General features: G+C 56.7%; 15 protein-coding genes and 1 tRNA gene. 3 read left to right on the top strand and 13 right to left on the bottom strand.

Annotated features, from left to right (window positions below; all coding sequences use genetic code 11):
• Window positions 1-199: 199 nt before the first annotated feature.
• From fadJ to GRPL_RS14460, 3 genes are all read right to left on the bottom strand, one after another.
• Complete coding sequence (gene fadJ, locus GRPL_RS14450) at window positions 200-2,344, bottom strand: fatty acid oxidation complex subunit alpha FadJ (RefSeq protein ID WP_032699065.1); 2,145 nt, start codon at window positions 2,342-2,344, stop codon at window positions 200-202.
• On the bottom strand, window positions 2,344-3,654 hold the full coding sequence (gene fadI / locus GRPL_RS14455; protein WP_032686615.1) for an acetyl-CoA C-acyltransferase FadI: 1,311 nt from the start codon (window positions 3,652-3,654) through the stop codon (window positions 2,344-2,346). The genes fadJ and fadI overlap by 1 nt, the downstream gene beginning before the upstream one ends.
• 158 nt (window positions 3,655-3,812) lie before the next feature.
• The gene (locus tag GRPL_RS14460) at window positions 3,813-4,097 is read right to left on the bottom strand and encodes a YfcZ/YiiS family protein (RefSeq protein WP_032686614.1); all 285 of its coding nucleotides are present in this window, start codon (window positions 4,095-4,097) and stop codon (window positions 3,813-3,815) included.
• 365 nt (window positions 4,098-4,462) lie between these two features.
• Here GRPL_RS14460 and fadL point away from each other — a divergent pair, with 365 nt between their 5' ends.
• Window positions 4,463-5,791 (top strand): long-chain fatty acid transporter FadL, encoded by a 1,329-nt coding sequence (fadL, locus tag GRPL_RS14465; RefSeq protein WP_094897952.1) that lies wholly within the window; start codon window positions 4,463-4,465, stop codon window positions 5,789-5,791.
• A gap of 68 nt (window positions 5,792-5,859) precedes the next feature.
• Here the strand turns inward: fadL and mlaA are convergent, their stop codons facing one another.
• Window positions 5,860-6,621, bottom strand: a complete 762-nt coding sequence (mlaA, locus tag GRPL_RS14470) for a phospholipid-binding lipoprotein MlaA (RefSeq protein WP_015583753.1) — start codon at window positions 6,619-6,621, stop codon at window positions 5,860-5,862.
• Window positions 6,622-6,889: 268 nt separating this feature from the next.
• Here mlaA and GRPL_RS14475 point away from each other — a divergent pair, with 268 nt between their 5' ends.
• On the top strand, window positions 6,890-7,795 hold the full coding sequence (locus tag GRPL_RS14475) for a formate/nitrite transporter family protein (RefSeq protein ID WP_032695493.1): 906 nt from the start codon (window positions 6,890-6,892) through the stop codon (window positions 7,793-7,795).
• A gap of 74 nt (window positions 7,796-7,869) precedes the next feature.
• Window positions 7,870-7,941, top strand: a tRNA-Arg gene (locus GRPL_RS14480).
• A 280-nt stretch (window positions 7,942-8,221) separates the two neighbouring features.
• On the opposite strand, the gene GRPL_RS14485 is transcribed toward GRPL_RS14480, so the two are convergent.
• From GRPL_RS14485 to GRPL_RS14525, 9 genes are all read right to left on the bottom strand, one after another.
• A complete protein-coding gene (locus tag GRPL_RS14485) occupies window positions 8,222-9,616 on the bottom strand; it encodes a VasL domain-containing protein (protein ID WP_032699064.1) in 1,395 nt (464 codons plus the stop codon).
• Window positions 9,617-9,698: 82 nt separating this feature from the next.
• The gene (tssE, locus tag GRPL_RS14490; RefSeq protein ID WP_032695495.1) at window positions 9,699-10,154 is read right to left on the bottom strand and encodes a type VI secretion system baseplate subunit TssE; all 456 of its coding nucleotides are present in this window, start codon (window positions 10,152-10,154) and stop codon (window positions 9,699-9,701) included.
• Window positions 10,154-10,699 carry a type VI secretion system lipoprotein TssJ gene (tssJ, locus tag GRPL_RS14495; RefSeq protein ID WP_032699063.1) on the bottom strand — a complete coding sequence of 182 codons (546 nt, stop codon included), beginning with the start codon at window positions 10,697-10,699 and terminating at the stop codon, window positions 10,154-10,156. Before tssJ ends, tssE begins: the two co-directional genes overlap by 1 nt.
• Window positions 10,677-11,762, bottom strand: coding sequence for a type VI secretion system baseplate subunit TssG (gene tssG / locus GRPL_RS14500; protein WP_032699061.1), 1,086 nt, complete (start codon window positions 11,760-11,762; stop codon window positions 10,677-10,679). Before tssG ends, tssJ begins: the two co-directional genes overlap by 23 nt.
• A complete protein-coding gene (gene tssF / locus GRPL_RS14505) occupies window positions 11,726-13,480 on the bottom strand; it encodes a type VI secretion system baseplate subunit TssF (protein ID WP_032699060.1) in 1,755 nt (584 codons plus the stop codon). The genes tssG and tssF overlap by 37 nt, the downstream gene beginning before the upstream one ends.
• A 42-nt stretch (window positions 13,481-13,522) precedes the next feature.
• Complete coding sequence (gene tssA, locus GRPL_RS14510; protein WP_032699059.1) at window positions 13,523-15,124, bottom strand: type VI secretion system protein TssA; 1,602 nt, start codon at window positions 15,122-15,124, stop codon at window positions 13,523-13,525.
• Window positions 15,124-18,576 (bottom strand): ImcF-related family protein, encoded by a 3,453-nt coding sequence (locus tag GRPL_RS14515; protein WP_032699058.1) that lies wholly within the window; start codon window positions 18,574-18,576, stop codon window positions 15,124-15,126. The genes tssA and GRPL_RS14515 overlap by 1 nt, the downstream gene beginning before the upstream one ends.
• Window positions 18,560-19,699, bottom strand: coding sequence for a hypothetical protein (locus GRPL_RS14520; RefSeq protein ID WP_032695501.1), 1,140 nt, complete (start codon window positions 19,697-19,699; stop codon window positions 18,560-18,562). The genes GRPL_RS14515 and GRPL_RS14520 overlap by 17 nt, the downstream gene beginning before the upstream one ends.
• A complete protein-coding gene (locus GRPL_RS14525; protein ID WP_032686604.1) occupies window positions 19,696-19,953 on the bottom strand; it encodes a PAAR domain-containing protein in 258 nt (85 codons plus the stop codon). The genes GRPL_RS14520 and GRPL_RS14525 overlap by 4 nt, the downstream gene beginning before the upstream one ends.
• Between the last annotated feature and the right edge of the window lie 14 nt (window positions 19,954-19,967).

Raw genomic sequence — 19,967 nt, 5'->3', positions numbered from 1 at the left:
TTTTGTTAACCAGAAGCACCGCAGTCTTACCTGCGTAGATAGCACGCAGTCGACCCGGTGGCCGGGCATTGTGCCTGATTCATCCAACGAATGAAACGCTGTTTTTTACCTCAATGGCGTAAGTATAGTCAATGATCGTTTACAAAACAGCCAACCAACAGCGTCATTCATCGCCGGATTTATCTTCTTTGACCAGAACTTAGGTCGTCCGTTCAGCAGCGGGCCAAAAGGTTGCCCCCTGCCCGGCCATGCGCAATAAATTTTCGCATGGGGTAAACCGTGGGCCGTACTGAGCGGCCAGACGTTGCAAGATGGCAACAACTTCACTCGCCCCGAGTTGATCCATATAACGGAACGGGCCGCCAAGAAACGGCGGGAAGCCAATACCGAACACCGCGCCAATGTCGCCATCGCGGGCGCCGCGGATGACCTGCTCATCGAAGCAGCGCGCGGCTTCGTTAAGCATCATCATGACGCAACGCTCAGCTATCTGCCGGGCGGATAAGCGCGCCTGCGGAGCAGAAACGCCCAGCAGCGAATAGACCGCAGCATCGGGTCGTTTTTTGCTTGTACGCCCTTTTGGCTCATAAAGATAGAAACCGCGGTTATTTTTTCTCCCTTTGCGATCGTCATTCAAGATCGCATCAATGATGTTTGCAGGCGGGCTAAAACGTTCTCCCCACGCGGCTTCCAGAACCGGCAGAATTTTGGTCCCGGTATCAATTCCGACCTCATCCAGCAGCTGAATCGGCCCCACCGGAAAGCCGAATTTCACCAATGACTTATCGATATGATCAATGGGCTCACCTTCCATGAGTAAGCGCATCGCTTCGTTGATGTAGGGCGCCAGAATACGGTTGACGTAGAAACCCGCTTTATCAGCCACAACGATCGGCGTTTTGCCCTGCATTTTGGCCAGCTTGACTACCGTCGCAATCGTCTGCGGATCGGTATGCTGATGGGGGATCACTTCAACCAGCGGCATTTTCTCGACCGGGCTGAAGAAATGCAGGCCAATCACCTGCCCCGGTCGGCTGGCCTGCGCCGCAATGTCGCCGATGGGCAGCGAAGAGGTATTGGAGGCAAAGATCGTCTGCGGGCTGCAGTGTGCTTCGATCTCAGCCACCATCCGCTGTTTAAGAGCTAAATCCTCGAAGACAGCCTCGACAACCACATCGCGATGGGCGAAGCCCTGATAATCCGTGGTGCCGGAAATCAGCGCCAGCTGACGATCCCGTTCGCTGGCGCGCAGATAGCGGCGACGCACCTGCTTGTCCAGCAGTTCCCAGCTGTATTTCAGCGCATGGTTAATTCCCCGTGCCTGAATATCTTTGATACGCACCGCAAGCCCGCCTTTGCAAGCGGTAACATACGCAATCCCGCCGCCCATCAGACCGCCACCGAGAATGCCGATGCGATTCAGTGGCCCGGCCTGCGCATCGGCGCCGCGATCTTTCTTCAAATCCGTGCTGGCAAAGAATATCGATCGCAATGCCTGAGACTGCGGAGTCATCGCCAGCTCACCGAAGGCACGCGCTTCCTCGGCATAGCCGCTGCTACAGCCGTGAGCTAATCCATTTTCAATCACCTGCAGAATGCGCTCGGCGGCAGGATAGTTGCCCTGGGTTTTCTGTCGGGTCTTTTTCCCCACCAGCCGAAACAGCAGATTACGGCCCAGCGGTCCGGCAAGCACCCGTTCGCGGATCGGCATACTGCGGCTCGCCGGCCGTCCTTTCAGCGCCAGCTCCACCGCCGTCTGCAGCAGAATCGATTGCGGAACCACCTCATCCACCAGGCCCGCTTTTAACGCCTGACGCGCGCGAAGCTGCTTGCCGGTCAGAATCATCTCCAGGGCGCTGCTGACACCGATCAGTCGGGGTAATCTCTGAGTGCCGCCGGAGCCAGGCAGCAGCCCCAGCTGGACCTCAGGCAGACCCAGACGCGTTTTCTCGTCATCGCTGCATACCCGTCCATGACAGGCCAGCGCCAGCTCAAGGCCGCCGCCCAGGCAGGCGCCGTGGATGGCGGCAATCACCGGAATCGCCAGCCCATGGATCTCCGCCATAATTTGTTGCCCCTGGCGGGCGAGCGCTTCCGCTTCCTGAGCGCTGGCGCAGCGGGCAATCATATTGATATCCGCGCCGGCGATAAAATTGTCCGGTTTTGCGGAAATCAGCACGACGCCGCGCAGAGATTTATTATCACGAATCTGGCGAACGATCGCCCGCACCTGCTGGCCAAATTCGGCCTTCAGGGTATTCATCTTTTCACCGGGCGAATCGATAGTGATGACGCCGACGTTATCCGGGCGAATATCGAGGGTAAATGCCGATGCCATGTCCATTATTCCACCTCCAGAATCATCGCCGCGCCGAGTCCACCCGCCGCACAGGCGGTAACCAGGCCAAATCCGCCCCCCCTGCGCCGCAGCTCATGCAGCGTCTGGGTAATCATCCTCGCGCCGGTGGCAGCAAAAGGATGCCCGTAAGCAATTGAACCACCGAGGACATTGAATTTACTTTCGTCGACTTCCCCGGTCGCCTGCGAGCGTCCAAGCACCTCGCGGGCAAAGCGGTCGCTGGCCAGGCACTGAAGATTCGCCAGCGTCTGCGCGGCAAAAGCCTCATGCATATCGATAAGCGTTAAATCAGCCAGGCTCAGTCCCGCCCTTTCCAGCGCCAGCGGCGTTGACCACGCCGGCCCCAGCAGCATATCCTGGCGGACATCGATGGCGGTAAAGGCATAGCTGCGCAGGTAGCCAAGCGGGGTTAAGCCCAGCGCTTTGGCCTGAGACTCGGTCATCATGATCACCGCCGCGGCACCGTCGGTTAGCGGCGTACTGTTTGCCGCAGTGACCGTGCCATGCTTGCGGTCAAAAGCCGGACGTAACTTTTGGTAATCAGCCAGGGTTGAATTTTTACGAATATTGTTGTCGTTTTCCAGCGGTTCACGGAACGGCGGCACATACGCGGTCATCACCTCAGAGGCCAGTTTCCCCTCTTCCCAGGCTTTCGCCGCCAGCTGGTGCGAACGGTGCGCCAGCGCGTCCTGCTGTTCGCGGGTGATACCCCATGTTTTTGCCATTTGCTCTGCGGTATCCCCCATCCGCAGCCCGGTCGAATACTCGGCCACCGCAGGCGGTACCGGTAAAAGATCGCGAAGGCGTAAACGGGAGAAGAGCTTCAGACGCTGCCCGAGAGTGCGCGCTTTATTGGCATCCACCAGCGTTCGGGCCAGCTTTTTACTGACGCCGATCGGCAGAACGGATGAAGAGTCGGCGCCGCCGGCAATACCTGCGCGGATCGTTCCCGCCATCAGGCTCTCCGCGACGTTGGCAACCGCCTGAAAACTGGTGGCGCAGGCGCGACTTACGCTGTAGGCATCGGTGTGTACGCTCATGCCGGTGCCAAGCACAATTTCGCGCGCAATATTTGGCGCTTCGGGCATCTGCACCACCTGGCCAAATACCAGCTGCTCAATCATTTCCGGGGGAATATCGCTACGAGCCAGCATTTCGCTGATAACCATTTTTCCCAAATCAACGGCGGGAACACCGTGAAATACCGTGGCCTGGCGGGCAAACGGCGTACGTAAACCGCTGACAATGGCAATGCGATCGCCTTGACGGGTGACAAGCGGTAATGGCTGACTCATGACTTTCCCCTGTTAACCGATAAAACCAAGTGGTCTGACCTGATAACAGTTTTAACTAATTTTTTACATTAAGCCAATCAGCGAAGAGAAAAAGTGGGAGCCAAAACACATACAAAGCAGGAGATAACGCCCCTGACGGGAGGGGCGTTGAGGAGAAATTAACGCAGACCAAGCTGGAAAATCAGCGTTTCGGCTTCACAGCAGAAGACAAAATCGATATCCATCTGCACTCCGCCTTCAACGTCGGTAAAAGTCGGGGTAATTTTGCACGGTTCAGATTCCACACCCCGTGCTTTCTCAGTCAATGCGGCGAGAGTTTGTTCCGCTTCGGCGCGATTGGCAAAAACCCGGCTGTAAGAGGCGGTGCAATCGGTGTTGTCCATAATGGTGCCAACATCCATACAGCAGCAAACCGGGGTTTCATCAGCACTACATTTACTCATCGTAGATTTCCTCTGTATATGCACTCAAGGTGCCAGACAAATAATGAGGTTATTTTACGCGCGGCGCCTCCCGGCCTCCAGTCGTTAATGGCGACAAAAGTCCTAAGTGACCGAAATCACACTTAAAAATGATCCAAAACAAAAAATGCCCTGTTTAGATAATGCGAACGAGGCCAATTTTGCTAACTGGATCGCTTTTTTCGTATCACAACTGAAAAATCTCATAAACAAACTTGCAACATCTCATCTGGTCAGACCTATACTCAGCGCACTGGTCTGATTTCTCTGTCGTAAAGCAGACCCTACACTTCGCGCTTCTGTTACGGCATGTAACATAGTTTAAATAAAAATAACTCAATGAGGTTATGGGCATGAGCCAGAAAACCCGCTTTACCCAATCTGCCCTCGCAGTGGCTGTAGCACTTGTTTCAACACAGGCCTGGTCAGCAGGCTTTCAGTTAAATGAATTCTCTTCATCAGGTCTGGGCCGCGCCTATTCCGGTGAAGGTGCAATTGCTGACGACGCGGGCAATGCCAGCCGTAACCCAGCATTGATTATGATGTTCGATCGCCCGACGATGTCTGCGGGCGCGGTGTTTGTCGACCCTAACGTCAATATTTCCGGCCAGTCTCCAACAGGCAAAAGCCTGAACGCCGATAATATTGCGCCAACCGCATGGGTGCCTAACTTCCACTTTGTATCGCCGATTAACGATCAATTTGGTTGGGGGGCCTCTATCACCTCTAACTATGGTCTGGCGACCGAGTACGCCGATGATTATGCCGCCGGCAGCATGGGCGGAAAAACGGACCTGACCACCGCCAACTTCAACCTGAGCGGCGCCTATCGCCTGGACAGCCACTGGAGCTTTGGCTTAGGGTTTGATGCGGTGTATGCGAAAGCGAAGATTGAGCGCTATGCAGGCGATTTGGGGCAAATCGTTGCGGGCTCTGGCGCGCTGCCGCCGCAGCTGGCCGGCCCGGTATCGAAAATTCCTGCCGATACGCAAATTGCTCACCTCAACGGTAACGCGTGGGGCTTTGGCTGGAACGCCGGTATTCTTTATGAACTGGATAAGAATAACCGCTATGGCTTCACCTATCGTTCTGAAGTGAAAATCGACTTTGACGGTAATTACAAAAGCAGCTTACCTTCCGCATACAACCAGATCCTCGGTAACTTCGGGCTTCCGGCAGGCACCAACGGTCAAACTACCGATGGTTCTCTGACGCTGAACCTGCCTGAAATGTGGGAGCTGTCCGGCTATAACCGCGTTGCACCGCAGTGGGCGGTCCACTATAGCCTGACCTACACCAGCTGGAGTCAGTTCCAGGAGCTGAAAGCAACGGGTAGCAACGGTGAGACGCTGTTCTATAAAGATGAAAGCTTTAAAGACGCCTACCGTATTGCGCTGGGTACCACCTATTACTATGACGATAACTGGACCTTCCGTACCGGTATCGCCTTTGATGATAGCCCGGTCCCTGCAAGCACCCGTTCTATCTCCATCCCGGATCAGGATCGTCTGTGGCTGAGCGCGGGTACCACCTATGCCTTCAACAAAGATGCTTCGGTTGACGTGGGTGTTTCATACATGCACGGTCAGCACGTAGAAATTAAAGAAGGTCCTTATACCTTCCGCTCTGAAGGTACCGCCTGGCTGTACGGCGCGAACTTCAACTACCGCTTCTGATCGGTCTGGCAGCATAAAAAAAGGGTGAACGCGAGTTCACCCTTTTTTATTGTCATATTTACTCGCGTTTACTGCGAGTCGATATCTTTCAGATCGCCCTGAATCGCCTGAGCGTTAGGGTTCTCGACCGGCGTAAGTTTACCGCCGTTGGCAATAAAGTCATGACGCTGGAAGTAGGCTTCGCGAACCATGATATACGGGTCGGAAGACTGGCGCAGCAGGCCGTCGGAATCCAGCAACTGAGCACGGGTCTCAACCCCTTCAACCGCCCACTTACCGATAGACATCGGCCAGGTCAGCCAGGAAAGGACCGGATAAAGACCATCAGCCATATCACCGCCTTCATCACGCAGCGTAAAGCTGCCATAGAACGGCAGTTGTACGTAAGGGCCGTAACCCACGCCATAATGACCCAGGGTGCTACCAAAGCGATGCGGTTCAACACGCTGCAGTTTCGGGTTCGCCATCCCGGCGACATCAATCAGGCCGCCCATCCCGAGAAGGGTATTAAGGAAGAAGCGGGTAAAGTGCACCATACCTTTATAGGGATCGCCCTGCAGGAAGTAGTTCGCCATCACCGCCGGTTCTTCAAGGTTGCTGGTGAAGTTACTCAGCCCATTGCGCGCCGGCTGCGGGACATAATCACGCCAGGCAACGGCAACCGGACGCAGCACGTACGGATCCACCACGTTAAAGTTGAAGTCGAACATCGTACGGTTAAACCCTTCAAGCGGGTCTGAACGCCCCTGCGGCAGATCGCCAGAGCTGGAACTGGCACATCCCACCAGCAATGTGGCGCCAAGCGCAAGCGCCGACAGGCGAAAATTCATAGGTGTCTCCCTGTTAATTTTGGCTATTGCGGTGGGCTATCCGGGGACCACTGCCTCCATGACGATACCACCCGAAGCAAATTGCAATCTGGTGCCTGCTTTCAGCATAGCCTTCTTTGGCATAATTGTTGCGCCCTGATTCTATACATATTTTGCAATATTCGTATTGCTATTCTTGCCATCAGCAAAAATTTAGGAGGTTATCCCGGGCCAGTCGGGTGAAACATCTCTACGCTTATGAGAATGAAAAAACGCAGGAGGAAATGCCATGACGACAGATCCCAAACCTCACGAGCGCCCTCATAGCGAAGAGGTGGAGGTTGAAAGCGATGAAAAACAGGATGGCGAACCGATTGAGGTCAACGAGAAACGCCTGCCCTCGCGTGCAATGGCCACCCATGAAGAGATCCGTCAGGAGGGGGAAAAAGAGCTGGAGCGCGATGCCCTTGCACTTCTGTGGTCAGCGGTAGCCGCCGGTCTGTCGATGGGGGCCTCGATGGTGGCGAAAGGGATTTTCCATGTTCACCTGGGCGAACTTCCCGGTGGTTATTTAGTGGAGAATCTGGGTTATACCTTCGGGTTTGTTATTGTCATCATGGCTCGCCAGCAGCTGTTTACCGAGAATACCGTCACCGCGGTATTACCCATCATGCATAAGCCGACGCCCGGGAATATCGGCCTCCTGCTACGGCTCTGGGGCGTGGTGCTTATTGGTAACCTGGTCGGTACGGCAATTGCGGCCTGGGCCTTTAATATGATGCCGATTTTTGACGATGCCACCCGCGGCGCGTTTCAGGAGATCAGTTTAAAGGTCATGGAAAATACGCCGTCTGAAATGTTCGCCAATGCGATTATTTCCGGCTGGCTGGTGGCGACCATGGTGTGGATGTTTCCCGCCGCCGGCGCGGCAAAAATCGTGGTGATCATCATGATGACCTGGCTGATTGCGCTCGCCGATACCACCCATATCGTTGTCGGCAGCGTTGAGATTTTTTACCTGGTCTTCAACGGCTCGCTGCCCTGGCAAGACTTCATCTGGCCTTTCGCGCTGCCGACCCTGGCTGGCAACATTTGCGGCGGCACTTTTATTTTTGCGCTGCTCAGCCATGCGCAGATTCGCAACGACATGAGCAACGACAAAAAGGAGCGGCTCAAGGCAAAAAAACACCCTTAAGTGGCGAGAGTTTAAGCATTCAACCCATAGATGCTTAACGAACAAGGAAAAAAACGCTATACTCCCGCCGCTTCGTCCCCTTAGTTAAATGGATATAACGAGCCCCTCCTAAGGGCTAGTTGCAGGTTCGATTCCTGCAGGGGACACTTCTTAGCCGTTCGCCACACTCCGACACAGTTCGCTCAACCCCTTACGTACCCACTATTCAATAAAACGCCTGTTCGACAGCAACGGACTCTATCTCATGGTCAACATAACGGCTCAACGTGTCCGCGCATGAAATATCTCTTGCTCACGCTTACAGACTTGCAAACCGTCGGGCGGTGGATGGCGGAATAGAGGGAAAGCGATTGTCAGGAAAGAGTAAAAAAGCCGACAGGCTATCTGGCACGCCAATAAAATTAACACAATGAATAATATAAGTTTTTATTCTGATGCCTTCTGTTTTATTTCAGCATAACGGGCAGCCAATTGCTTCAGATGCATCTCCAGTTGAGTCCTGTCAGCAACCGGTAAAGGGTTGCCGGCAGGCGTTTGTGATAATGCCCGCAATTGCTCTTCAGCGGGTATGGCTTGATTAAAGGACTGCATAGCGGAAAAGACCACTGATTTCAGCTCACTGACCGTCATGTATTTCCCCTTCTGCTCATCAAGCCGGTTCAGCCTGTCGCTCAGTTTTTGTAGCGTCGTCATTCCCTGATACCAGCCATTGAGATTTTCTGCCGGCAATGAGGCAGCAGTAAGCTGTTGCTGCCACTGTTGTGCCAGAGATTTAGCCTGCTCCGGCCAAAGCGTCTGAGCCTGTTCCAGAAGCTGCCTGCTCCAGGCGATATTCCAGTCAGGGGGAAGCTTGTCCAGTCGGGCAAGCTGCTGCTGCGTTTGTGTGATAACCGCAGGTGATAACGAGGATCGCTGGCGCAACACATCCAGCTGTGCAGGTGTGAGCGTTGCAGGTAACGGCGCAAGTGAGGCGGCGAGCTGAGTCTGGAGTGGATCAGACCGCAGTAAGGTATGCCAACCCCACGCCGTCGCCACGCTTACCACCAGCATGGTGCACATCCCGGCAACAAAGGATTTCGTTTTTTTTACCGGCGCGGGCATTGCCGCCTGTACTTCGATATTCGCCTGGTGTTCTGCTTGCGCGACATACACCCACTTCGCTGTACTACCCACCGCGCGACTCCCTTCCGGCGGACCATCAGCCGGAGCGCTCATTGCTCCCCCTGAACCATTCATTACCGTGGCAGGCAGCCCGATCCCCGTCTCAATGCTCGCCCCAGCACAACCGGAGGTGTCATCACCGTTTTCCAGCCGGGCGGCATTGTTGTGCATCAGTGTACGCAAGGCAGCAAACTGACTGAGGTGTTTAAGTTCCAGGCGCTGTAACACGACGCAGAGAGCGGTAAGCAACTGCTCTGCCCGATATAGCTGGCAGAGGTCGCTGTAATTCGGCAGGAGCGTGCGCATCCGTTGCTGCAGACGCTGACTCAGACCACTGAGGATTTCGATGCGGGCATGTACAGGTTGAGGCCAGAGCGCGCCCCACTGATGGCTTATCAGGGCCTCCAGGATTGCCAGCCCTTCATTTAAACCAGACAATCCGGCCAGATGCGTCCGCGCAAGCGTATACCAGGCAGCCGTCTGCAGTTCAACACCGTTTTGTTCAAATAATGAAAGGCAGAGCTTTTCGGCATATTGCCAGTTCACATCCGGGCGCGCCGGATGGGTCAGCTTACTCAATTCATCACGTAGGGCTGCATAATCCGGCAGGGTACGCGGATCGCCGCCGGTTTTAATTTTATGTGGGGTAATGTCATTCATGACCAGATATCCATCTGACGTGTCTGAAACTATGGAGGATTTTTGAGGCCCGGAGATATGACTGATATGGCGCTATCCGGCCTTACATGCGGGTTGTCGTGTCGAGATACTGCCGTTGCTTCAGGTGTCGCAGCAGGACCCGCCCTTCGGGCATAAACTCGGTGCCGTAGCGCACCAGGCCAACACCGTTGAGTTCAGCGTCAATGGCATAGTGCAGTTCACCTGGAATTTCCTGTTTCTCCAGGACAACGGTTATTTTTTTCAGGCGCGGCTCATATTTCAGCAGAACCGCAGACAATGTCGCCATCAGCTCATGGGCGCTACCCGGCATCCCTTGCAGGATTCTGGTCATATCCGGCAGCCCGTAATCCGGCAGGTGCGCCAGCGTCCCGGCACGGCAGTTGAGAACCCGCAGCATGTTGTCCAGCACAGACAGGATGACCTGATTTTCTTCACTGACCTGATTGACAGCAAGGCCACCGGTAAAATGACCGGTGAGCATTTCATACAGCGAAGGCGTGCGATGTTCCCGGGGCATTAGTCGTCCTTGAGCGGTTGCAGCGTCAGATGATTGTTACCGGCTTCCAGAATGCGCGGCTTATCCGGATCGAGGTCTTCACGCTGAATCACCCGCTTCCAGGTATTGTTAACCATATCCGGGTGACGAAACAGTCCCGCCACTGCCACAAACTGCGCACCGGCTTCCATTGGCATGTTGAGGCTCGCATCTCCGCCCGGCTTCACCACCACATCACGGCTCGCCAACAGGTCAGCTTTCAGAATGCTATCCCCATCCTGGAGCAATTGCTGGTAAACCGTTTTGTCGAAGGTTTTGCGGTCTTTCAGTTGGTAGACACGGACCACCACTGGCTCAGACAGCGAGTTACTCTCGCGGGAGTCGGTGTTCAGCGCTTCACGGGCGGTGAAATCCAGGTGCAGCACCTTAATCTTTTTGTAGAACACGGCGTTAAACGCCGATTTGGTGCCATCGGTGATGCCCTGGGTCACCCCACAGCCCGCCAGACTGAATCCCAGCAGGGGTAACAGCCAGCGCGCAGTTTTAGTTAAATTTGTACGTAACACGTCGGTTTCCTTGTTGTGGTGTCGCAGGCTCCAGCCCGGTGTAGTCACCCAGTTCTGTCGTAAAGGTCTGAGGGAGATCCTCCGGGAGGTCATCGCCTTCCATGCCCAGTACGCCGTTCATGCCGAGCCAGAAAGGACCGTCGCCGAGCGGCGGAGCGGCCAACAGACGGGTCCGGGTGGTGAAGGTGATTTTTGCCTTAAAGCGCCAGCCGAGATAAACACGCAGCATCACCAGGAAATCGTGGTACAGCAGACCATCCGGTTTCCAGCCCTGCGCCTCCTGCTCGTTATCCGTCGTGAGCGCAACCAGCAGTTGGCTGCCCGCATCCATCGCTTCGTCACCCAGGGGGGTGTTGCCGTCCAGCAGAAAATCATCATCGCCGTAAAAGCCCAGTGGCCGGCTGACTTCCACCGGCCGCAGGCAATACGGGCTGACCCTGACGGTGGTCTCCGGGGCCAGCAGGGTCACCAGCGCCTGCATCCCCTCCTGGGTTTTACCAGGCTGGCGCAGCACCCCCAGCAGCGCCAGAAATCGGGATACCGGTGTGGCAATGTGGTTCGCCGTGCCGGGAATACCCAGTCCCACCAGGCCCAGCAGTGACTGCGAAATGGTGTCGGTCCCCCCTGGCTCAAACGTGGCGGGGTAAGAGTATTTACGCCAGATGCGATAAAACTGCGTCAGGATGCGGTGGCTGAAAATATCCAGAAAGCCCTGCAGCGCCTCATGCCCTTCCCGGCGCTGGGTGATGTCATCAAGATAGGCGGTCGGCAAGGGGGAATCCACGCCATACATCCCCATAAATGTGGCGCGGATAACCGGCGGTTTGCTGTCATCGTCCTCATCATATTCAACGGCTTTCAGCTCACTGGCCGGAAACCCCATCCCCGGATGCGGGGCAAAGCGTACCGGATCATCCACAGGGTGGCTGGTCGAGCCCATCAGCGGCCTGTGCGGATTACGTTTCTCCAGCAACTGACAAAAACGATAAAAGTTAATGCGGTGAAGATCGGCCTCCAGCCGCGGGGTCAGCCGGGAATGCGGCGGTTGTGCTTCTCTTGCCATTCCAGGCGCTCTCCGGTCGGTTGTAGAATGATAATCAGGCGGTTAAACAGATAGATGTCGGTGTAAAGCGCAAAGAAGCGGCTCAACATCTCGCCGAACAGGCAGATGTCACCGCGTCCGGCAAAGCCGTGACTATCCAACGTCACCTCAATCTGCACGCCGCGCACCAGATAGCCCTGTTCGAAGCGTTGAGCTTCACCGTGCTTCACATCGATGATGGCTTCCAGACGTCGGCGGTTCATCTCACTATCAGTCCACTCATACAGCGCCAGAGTGCCACGCAGCACGTCAGCGTTATCCATCATTGAGAGAAAACCGCTGCCAAGGTGGCTCAGCACGCGCCAGTGAAAACGGTCCTGCGCCGGCGGATAACAGGGTAGCGTCGGCGCGCACAGATTGCGCACGGCGATACTGGCCGAAGTGTTTTTCATCACCGTATCGAGCACGGCGCTTTGTAGCGCCCGGCGAGGCAACTGACCATTGGTGCCGGTGAGCGTCAGCGACAGGCTTTCATCTTCCGGCACCGTGTGGTTATCAAACGCTTCGCCACCGAGGATAAGCCAGGTATTGTGTAGCCCGGACGGGCCGCGGCGCACGCGGGTATGATAGAAATACTCCGGCGCGTCGTGTCGCAGCATTCCGCCCTTGTGGCGAAAGCTCGAGAACGGCACGTAAGAGTGCTGGCTGGAAGACATCACCGAATCCACTGCGTAAATCTCAGTATGGCCATCCTGCACGCGCATCGGGCGCAGCATGTATTCGGTTTGCAGAGAGTTGAGCGTCAGCGGGTCAGATTCCAGCGGGAACAAGTTAATCACCGGCACGCAGTTCAGGCGCAGATGCTTTTCGGTAAAGCTGAAGTCATGCTCCCAGCGTTCCGCCAGCACCACGTCGATTTCAAACCAGGGGAGCTCAGCCGGGAATTCCACCCTCTCCAGCCCACGCAGGCCGGTGAACATAAATTTCTCGCGGAAGGTGAAATATTCCAGCAGCAGCTGGTAACCGCTAAAACTGCTACCCCCTCTCGGCCACAGGTCGTCGTCATCGCCAAACCCCAACGCGGTGAAATATCCGTCCAACGGTCTTCTGTCCACGTCGCCTGGCATTCTCAACCAGAGACGCGCAGTGTTCATGGTAAAGGCTTCATGCATGGCGCAGGCCAGCGGTGCATCGGCGTTAAAGTAGAACGGGATCTGGCTGAGATCGACACGACGCCAGTCAGCAAGATGGCTGCAGTTAAAGCGCAGGCTGATGACCGAGCGCCCGTCAGGGTCTGACGACAGGCGGGCGTGCTCCAGCGACAGCGGCTGAAGCGCGATCTCTTTGGTGGTCGTATAGCGGCAGCGGGTGCCCTTCTCACCGATCGGCCGCGAGTTCACCTCGAAACCTTTGACAATGCGCATCTGCTCTTTCATCTCGCGCCAGTCAGGGGTGAACTCCACCACCGACATTGACGGAATGGTGCGCAGGTAGTGTGGCCAAAGCAGGCTGACCAGCCCTTCGGTCAGTTCCGGCAGATCGTCATCGAGCTTCTCTCGCAGCCGGCCCATCAGGAAGGCAAAGCCTTCGAACAGGCGTTCCACGTACGGGTCCCGCGCCCCCGCTTTATCGAGATTGAGCATTGCCGCCTGCTCGGGATGAGCACGGGCAAACTCTTCGCCAGCTTCCAGCAGGTAGCGCATTTCGGCGTCGTAATAACGCAGGGTTAAGTCGTCCATAAAAACCTGAATATATGAATTTTAAAGGTATGCCAGGCGTTTTTACCCGCAGAGCACCGCGCTGCTTGCCGGGTCGAGCACAATGAGACCGGCCAGAAGCTGGTCCATCTCAGGCTGTAACCGTGATTTATCGGTTTCACCACGTGTGGCTTTCATGCGCAGCAGTCTGAGGCGACGCGATTTGACTTCGAATAACAGTGTCGGCGTCCACTGCGTGAGGGTGATGGACTGCGCAGCGCTATCGAGTTCCCTCAGCAGATGCAGGGCCAGTTCATTCTTACCTTTCTGTTCGGCCACGCGGGCCATCAGCAGGCGCAGTAGCCATTTATCTTTTATGGCGTCGGTGCCCGGGCGTGTTTGCAGCCAGTGAAGAGTGGCATCCAGTCCGTCACTGTCAGCTTTCTCCAGTGCTTCTGGTTCAAGTGCCAGAATGTCGTTGTCAGCCCCTCTGGCGGCACTGGCCGGTTCATCCCGCCAGCCGGATATATCGTCCAGCACGTTCTGATTTATCCAGTTCAGCGTGACCTCATCGGCAAAGGGCGTACCGTCATTAAAGGCCAGCGTTTCAAGTCCGGTGAGGCGGCGCAGCAGCCCTTTCAGGTCGGCGGTGATGATGTCGGCCAGCACTGCTTGCCCGGACTTCAGCAGGGCCTGATGGATATACCACTGCAAATCCAGCCAGAGATGATTAGCGCCGCGTGAGAAGGTGCTGTCCGCCTGCTCCAGTATTTCCAGCCAGCTCTGCTGCAGGTACAACCGCTTGAGCATGGCCCGCTGGTCAGCCCGCGGCGGTTCGATACGCGTTTTCCCTTCGGCATTCGGTGCCGGAATAGCGCTCAGCGTGTCATGGCGTAGGCTTTTCATTAGCCGATGTGCCGCAAGCCAGCCATCGGGTTGTTCACGCAAATATCCGGTCAGGATTCGGGCCTGGGCCAGTAAATCCTGACCGGACGTGATGCGACTCAGGACCGGCGCGTCAGGCTCGGTCGTAGGCGCGGAGGTCTGTAACTGCCCCTTGTTACCGGCGTTTTGCGGCACCACCGCATTCACGCCACCGGCCTTCATCAGGCGAGATTCCAGCGCGCTGTACAGGGCATTCATCTCCGGACGTGACGCTTCCGGCCCGGTTTCCAGACTGTTGCGGATGAGCAGCAGCGCACCGGCAGTGCGCAGGGCATCCTCGCGCACCACTTCCGGCCAGAGTGACAGGCTATCGAGAACACGGGAGCCTGCGAGCCACTCCAGCGCCGGTTTACGGCTCCGCTCCCGCTGAGGGTGAAGTTTCGTCCCATAGTGCTGCAACAGCCCCGCCAGCAGCTCAAGCCCTTCGGCAAAACCAGCTTCGCCGTCCTGGTGCAGGCGCGCCCAGCAGTAATAGGTGGCAACCCGGATATCTTTAGCGGTGCCAGTCAGCAGCTTTTCAGCAAGCGTGCAAATCAGCCCGGTATTGATGCCGGAAAGTTTGTTGATCTCTTCGCGGATACGCTGAAAATCCTCGTCATATCCCGGGTCTTCTCCCGTCGGACTGGCATCGCTGACCGGGGCAAGCCAGGGATGCCAGCTTTCCGTGCGTACCTGCGCCTGTTGCGACAGCAGGTTTTTATCCGCCTGACAGGCGGCAACCAGATCCTGCAGAGTGCTCATCATTCGCTCCCATCGATGTCACTGTTTCCGCTGTTGTCCATCAGCGCCTGAGCGGTGGCCGCGCTGTCGACACTGAATATCTGATCCGGCAGCGTGAAACCGCGCAGATCCAGCAGCGTCAGCGGACCTTTTCCGAGTTGTGAGCGCAGTACCCACTGCAGGATTCGACCGTCCGGGGCGGTAAAGCTCATCATCCACTGGCTACGATCAAGCTGCTGGCGCTTGCCCTGCTCCAGCCAGCGAATAAAGCCCCAGGTGCCGCTGTAATCCCCAAACAGGCGCGCACCGGCGCTGGTTGAGGTCCAGGTCAACATCGTGCCTGGCTTATACGTTTCTCCCGGCCAGCGGAAAGATTGCCAGTCGGCCATCTGGTTAAAGTAATGCAACTTTTGTCCATCAATTGTCAGTTGGGTTTCCACCACCTGCGATGCAGGACGCGCCTGCAGTTCGAAGCTGATGCCCTGACTGCCATCGGTGAACAGAATGTCTGACAGCTGGCTAAGCTGGTTAATGGCCCGCAGAAAGGCCGGGTTAAAACTCAGCCCCTGGCTGTTGACCTTATCCGGTACCCACTGGCTGCCTTCCTTGTGCAGCACACCGCTGAGCTCTGTCGTCAGGAAGCGATCAATTCGTCCGCTGTCCTTGCGCACAAATTCAGCCAGCATCGGCAACGAGGCGTCACTTTTGCTGGCGGCAAACGGAAAGCGTGCGTCGAATGCGGTGTGCCAGTTCGCCGCCACCGAGCGGCTCCACTTATCATTCAGGCTCGCTGCCGACGGCTGCAGTACGGTCTCCCAGGCCTGGGTCAGCGGCTGCACAAACATCGTGTTACCGAAGCCGCTCCACTCCTCGCCAAGGCTTGCCGAAATCAGGCTGCCATATTGTTGGGTATCGGTCAGGTCAACGCTTTTACCCTGAAATACCGTCTGCGCCAGGGTCTGCATCATCTCCTGCGGGTCAGAGGCGCTGGCTACCTGCTGCAGACGGAGACGTACGCGGGTGATGCGAGTCAGGTAAGTTTGCAGGCTCAGTGAGTTATCAGCCGACATCACATTGCTGCTGGTGTTTTTGCCCAGAAGCTGAAGCAGCGGGCCAAAGGTTTCATCCAGTGGCCCCTGTGGGCCTGACGCAGACTGGTCAATCACCGGTTTGTCTTTCCCGCCCACCAGGTCTTTAGCCGATTTGATGAGGGAGTCCGAAAGCCCTTCGCTTTGCTGGCCGGTCTGCCCCTGCCACGCCAGCGTATTCATCAGGGCAATCAGCGGTGACTGACGGACATCACTCATCAACGTCAGTTGGTCGGTGACGTCAGCGATATTGTTTGCCGGGTTAAGTCGCAGACTATTCAGGAAGCTCAGCCAGCTGCCGGCAAAGTCGGTGAAGTAACGTTGCGTCAGACGCGCTTTCAGTGCTTCCGGCGACAAGTCTGAGGAGACAGCTTTTCGACTGTCGCTCAGCACCCAGTCAATTTCATCGCGGCGCGAACTGGCCGCTTTCTCGATGGCCTGCTGAATCCCCCCTTCCCATGCCTGGCGGGTAAACATGCCCGGCACCACCTCCTCGGTGGTGAACAGGCGGCGAGCATCGGTGCCGCTGGTCATGTCTTCCAGAGACACATCGGCGAAATTACGGCGTACCGATTTGAGCATGTTTTCATACAACGTGCTTTCGGCATTGCGGTGCCCAATTTGCTGCAACAGCACCTGGCGGCTCTGGCTGACCAGTTGCGTATTCGGTGTAATTTTCCACTGCGGCTGCTTTGGTAGTTCGGAGATGTAGAACGCCCACAAATCCGGTGACAGGCTTTGCCACAACCCGGTTGAGATGCCTATGCGCGTCGGCTGCACCACTTTCATGGTCTGCGCGTAAAACGCGCCGTCGGCTTTATCTGGCCGGGCCATCATCAGCCAGGCTTTCAGCTGGTCATAGCCCGGTTTCGCCAGCTGCGCACGCTGATCACTGTTCGGCGCTGAGTTAGCCAGCGCGCTGAGCTTTTGCGTCAGGGCGACATTCGCCGGATCGCGAATCAGTCGGTTGTTCACCACGCCGTACCAGGGCAGCATCGCGTTCAGCAGCTGCGGGTTGTGGTCGAGACCAAAGCGCTGATACCAGGGCGCTCCCTCCCGGACACGGTGCAGCAGGCGACCGGCGTCATTACGCAGAGTATGCAAGGCCGTCAGTTGGTAATCCGATACGGAAGGATGCTCTACCAGGGCATGAGCCTGCTCAGCAACAGAAACTATCTGCATGCGGTTGACAGAGAACGACAGCAGCGTCCCCACTCCCCAGACACCGATAATGGCCATCAACGTCCAGGCAAGCGTCTGTTCCCACGCCATGCCGACACGGCGGCCACGTATGCGGGCGCAGTCGTCAACGATACCCTGCCAGGACACCGGCAGGGTCAGCGCATGGCGTTGTGATTCCGGGACATATTTCTCAGCATCGGCAGATGCAGGTGCTGCTGCTCTCTCAGATGTATCAGCGGTTTTATCGCCTGGCAGGCTGAACATCAGGCCACGCAGTGGAACGCGCTGCTGAGAGTCGAAGAGCCATGGCACCAGTTGCTGAGCCCAGCGGGCGATACCGCCGTCTTTCAGACGCTGGCCCAGGCGCAGCAGGAAGTCGTGACCGTTGTTCTCAGCGACCTGACTCACCCCCTGCGTTCGCAGGACCGGCAGCATCAGTTCTAGCTGGCGGGTAATATCATCAGGCTTAGCACGCAGCGGGAAACGGGCTCCGACCGCCTGCTCAGGGCGTGTAGTCTGCGACCAGGCGCTGTCGCACAGTTGCCACAGCCAGACCGGGGCGGAATAACGGAGCAGTTCGCTGATTTTCTCCAGCCCGCGTAAATCGCTGTCGCTGGTTTGTGGGGTCAGGTTTAGCGACGCGGGCATAACGCGAACAATACCGTCCAGTGGGCGCCCGCGGCGCAGTTTACGCAGCGCGGTGTATTTTTCGCGATCGGGCTCAGCAGTCAGACTGCCGCCGTAAATCAGCACGGTACGGCTGCCTTCAAGCCACTGGTTTTCCTGCAGGCCTGGTACCAGCTGTTCGATCGCAGCGTCGTCACCGGTAATAAGCAACTGGCGGACCTTGTAGCGCCAGAAGAGGCTATAGCGCGATCGGAGGAGTGTCTTCAGCAGTCGGTAAGCCGCTTCGTGCTCCGTAACCTTTGCAGGTTTACGCTTGCGGGATGACGACGGGCTAACCTTATCCTTAATCAATAACCGAAAGGCCATAAACCCCAGTACCAGCATGCTGAGCGCAATTCCCCAGACGATAAAGCCAGAAACGATAAGCGGACGCAGCGTTTCCCATTCCGTTGAACGTTCGGTCGCCCACAGCCACCATGCCACTCCACCCAGTAATACCAGTAAAGTGGTCACAGCAATACAGGCTGTTGCCGTGGCTGCCACAGAGATGGCAGCAGGTTTATTGACGTTGTCCATCAGGTTTTACGATTCCAGTTGCGAGGGTGTTCATCGGGTCGCGGGCAATCCAGCCGCACGGTTGTTGGTGGTGCGCGGCATAGATTGCCGCCAGCGATAAAACGATTAGAGCGTCCATATCGCCAATCTCCCCCCAGTTGGCGTCCTGCAGATGCTGGCTGACATCCCAGCCACTGCTCGCCAGCGCCTCGATGTCAGGTCGGGAAAACAGCGTACAGGCGTCCGGAGGGTCTTTCAGTTCGCTCTGTTCCAGTGCACGGGCAAACACGGTGAGCAATATGTCGCCTTTCTCTGGAGAAAAAGTTTCACCACGCGTCAGTTGTACCGGGCCATTAAGTCCGGCCAGCCACAGTGCGGCAGACTCCCCGGCGGGACGCGTTGTACCTGGCAGCGCCGCGATCACCTGACACCCGGCGATCAGCATCGTGTCATCGGGTTTGGCTTCAGCAAGGTCTCTCGCTATCTCTGCCAGAGTGGCTTCCCCATGCCAGGGCTCAGGCTTTGCTGGCAGCGCGATTTCCGGGAAAGCGATCGCCATTTGTGCGCAAAATGCCTGCCATATGATGTCAGCCCCCTGCCAGTAGCAACGCAGCGGTGGAGTGAGCGTTTTTTCACTGCGCTGCTTTTGCCACTCAATCACCAGCAGTTCCGCCAGTCGCTTTTCACGTGCGGGGGGATCCGTAGCCGAAATTTGTGACAGTCTCAGTGCACTGCCGCCCCCCTCTTTTTTTTCCTCCGGCGGGCGTTGTTCACGATTAAGCACACGCAGCCAGTCAACTGAACGCGTACCTGCTGGCCCCAGCAACAGACCTTCTTTTAACCAGAGCGGCTGCCGATGCGCCGCCCACCACTGCTGCTGTTCATATGCCACCAGTTGATAGTAGAAAGCGGCGTTATGCACGCTGGCGCGGTAGTACAGCAGTCGTACAAGCCAGCCTGCGCCCGCCAGCAGCAGTGCCGCCAGGATACCGACGGCCACCAGCGAGCTTTTACCCTCGGCAGAGGGCAACAGTCCGCCCGCACCGCCGCCGATCAACACCAGAAGAGCCGTGGCCGACAGCCACCTGGCGGTACCCGGTGGACGCGCCGTTTTGTACGCCGGATAATCAGGAACGGACCTCACTGGTCAATACCGCAGTCAGGAAACGAGCTGACCAGCGTACAGCCGCAGGCACAGCGGTGGCCATGCAGCGCTACCGGCTGTCCATCGACCGTGGTCAATGCGCTACCTTCAGCAATGGTGGTCATACCGTGTTTGTTACAGCGAACCAGATCCCCCTTACAGGCAAATCCCTGACCAAAACACTGGTAATGTCCCCCTAATACCTTGCCGCCATATTCCCGCAGGCGGTCTCCTTTACGGATGACTTTACTCATCAGTTCTCCTTTCT

It is taken from the genome of Klebsiella planticola ATCC 33531, from assembly GCF_000735435.1.
Classification (GTDB): Bacteria; Pseudomonadota; Gammaproteobacteria; order Enterobacterales; family Enterobacteriaceae; genus Klebsiella; species Klebsiella planticola.
The sequence above is the reverse complement of the archived record's forward strand: the minus strand, read 5'-3'. Positions and strand labels throughout refer to the sequence as shown.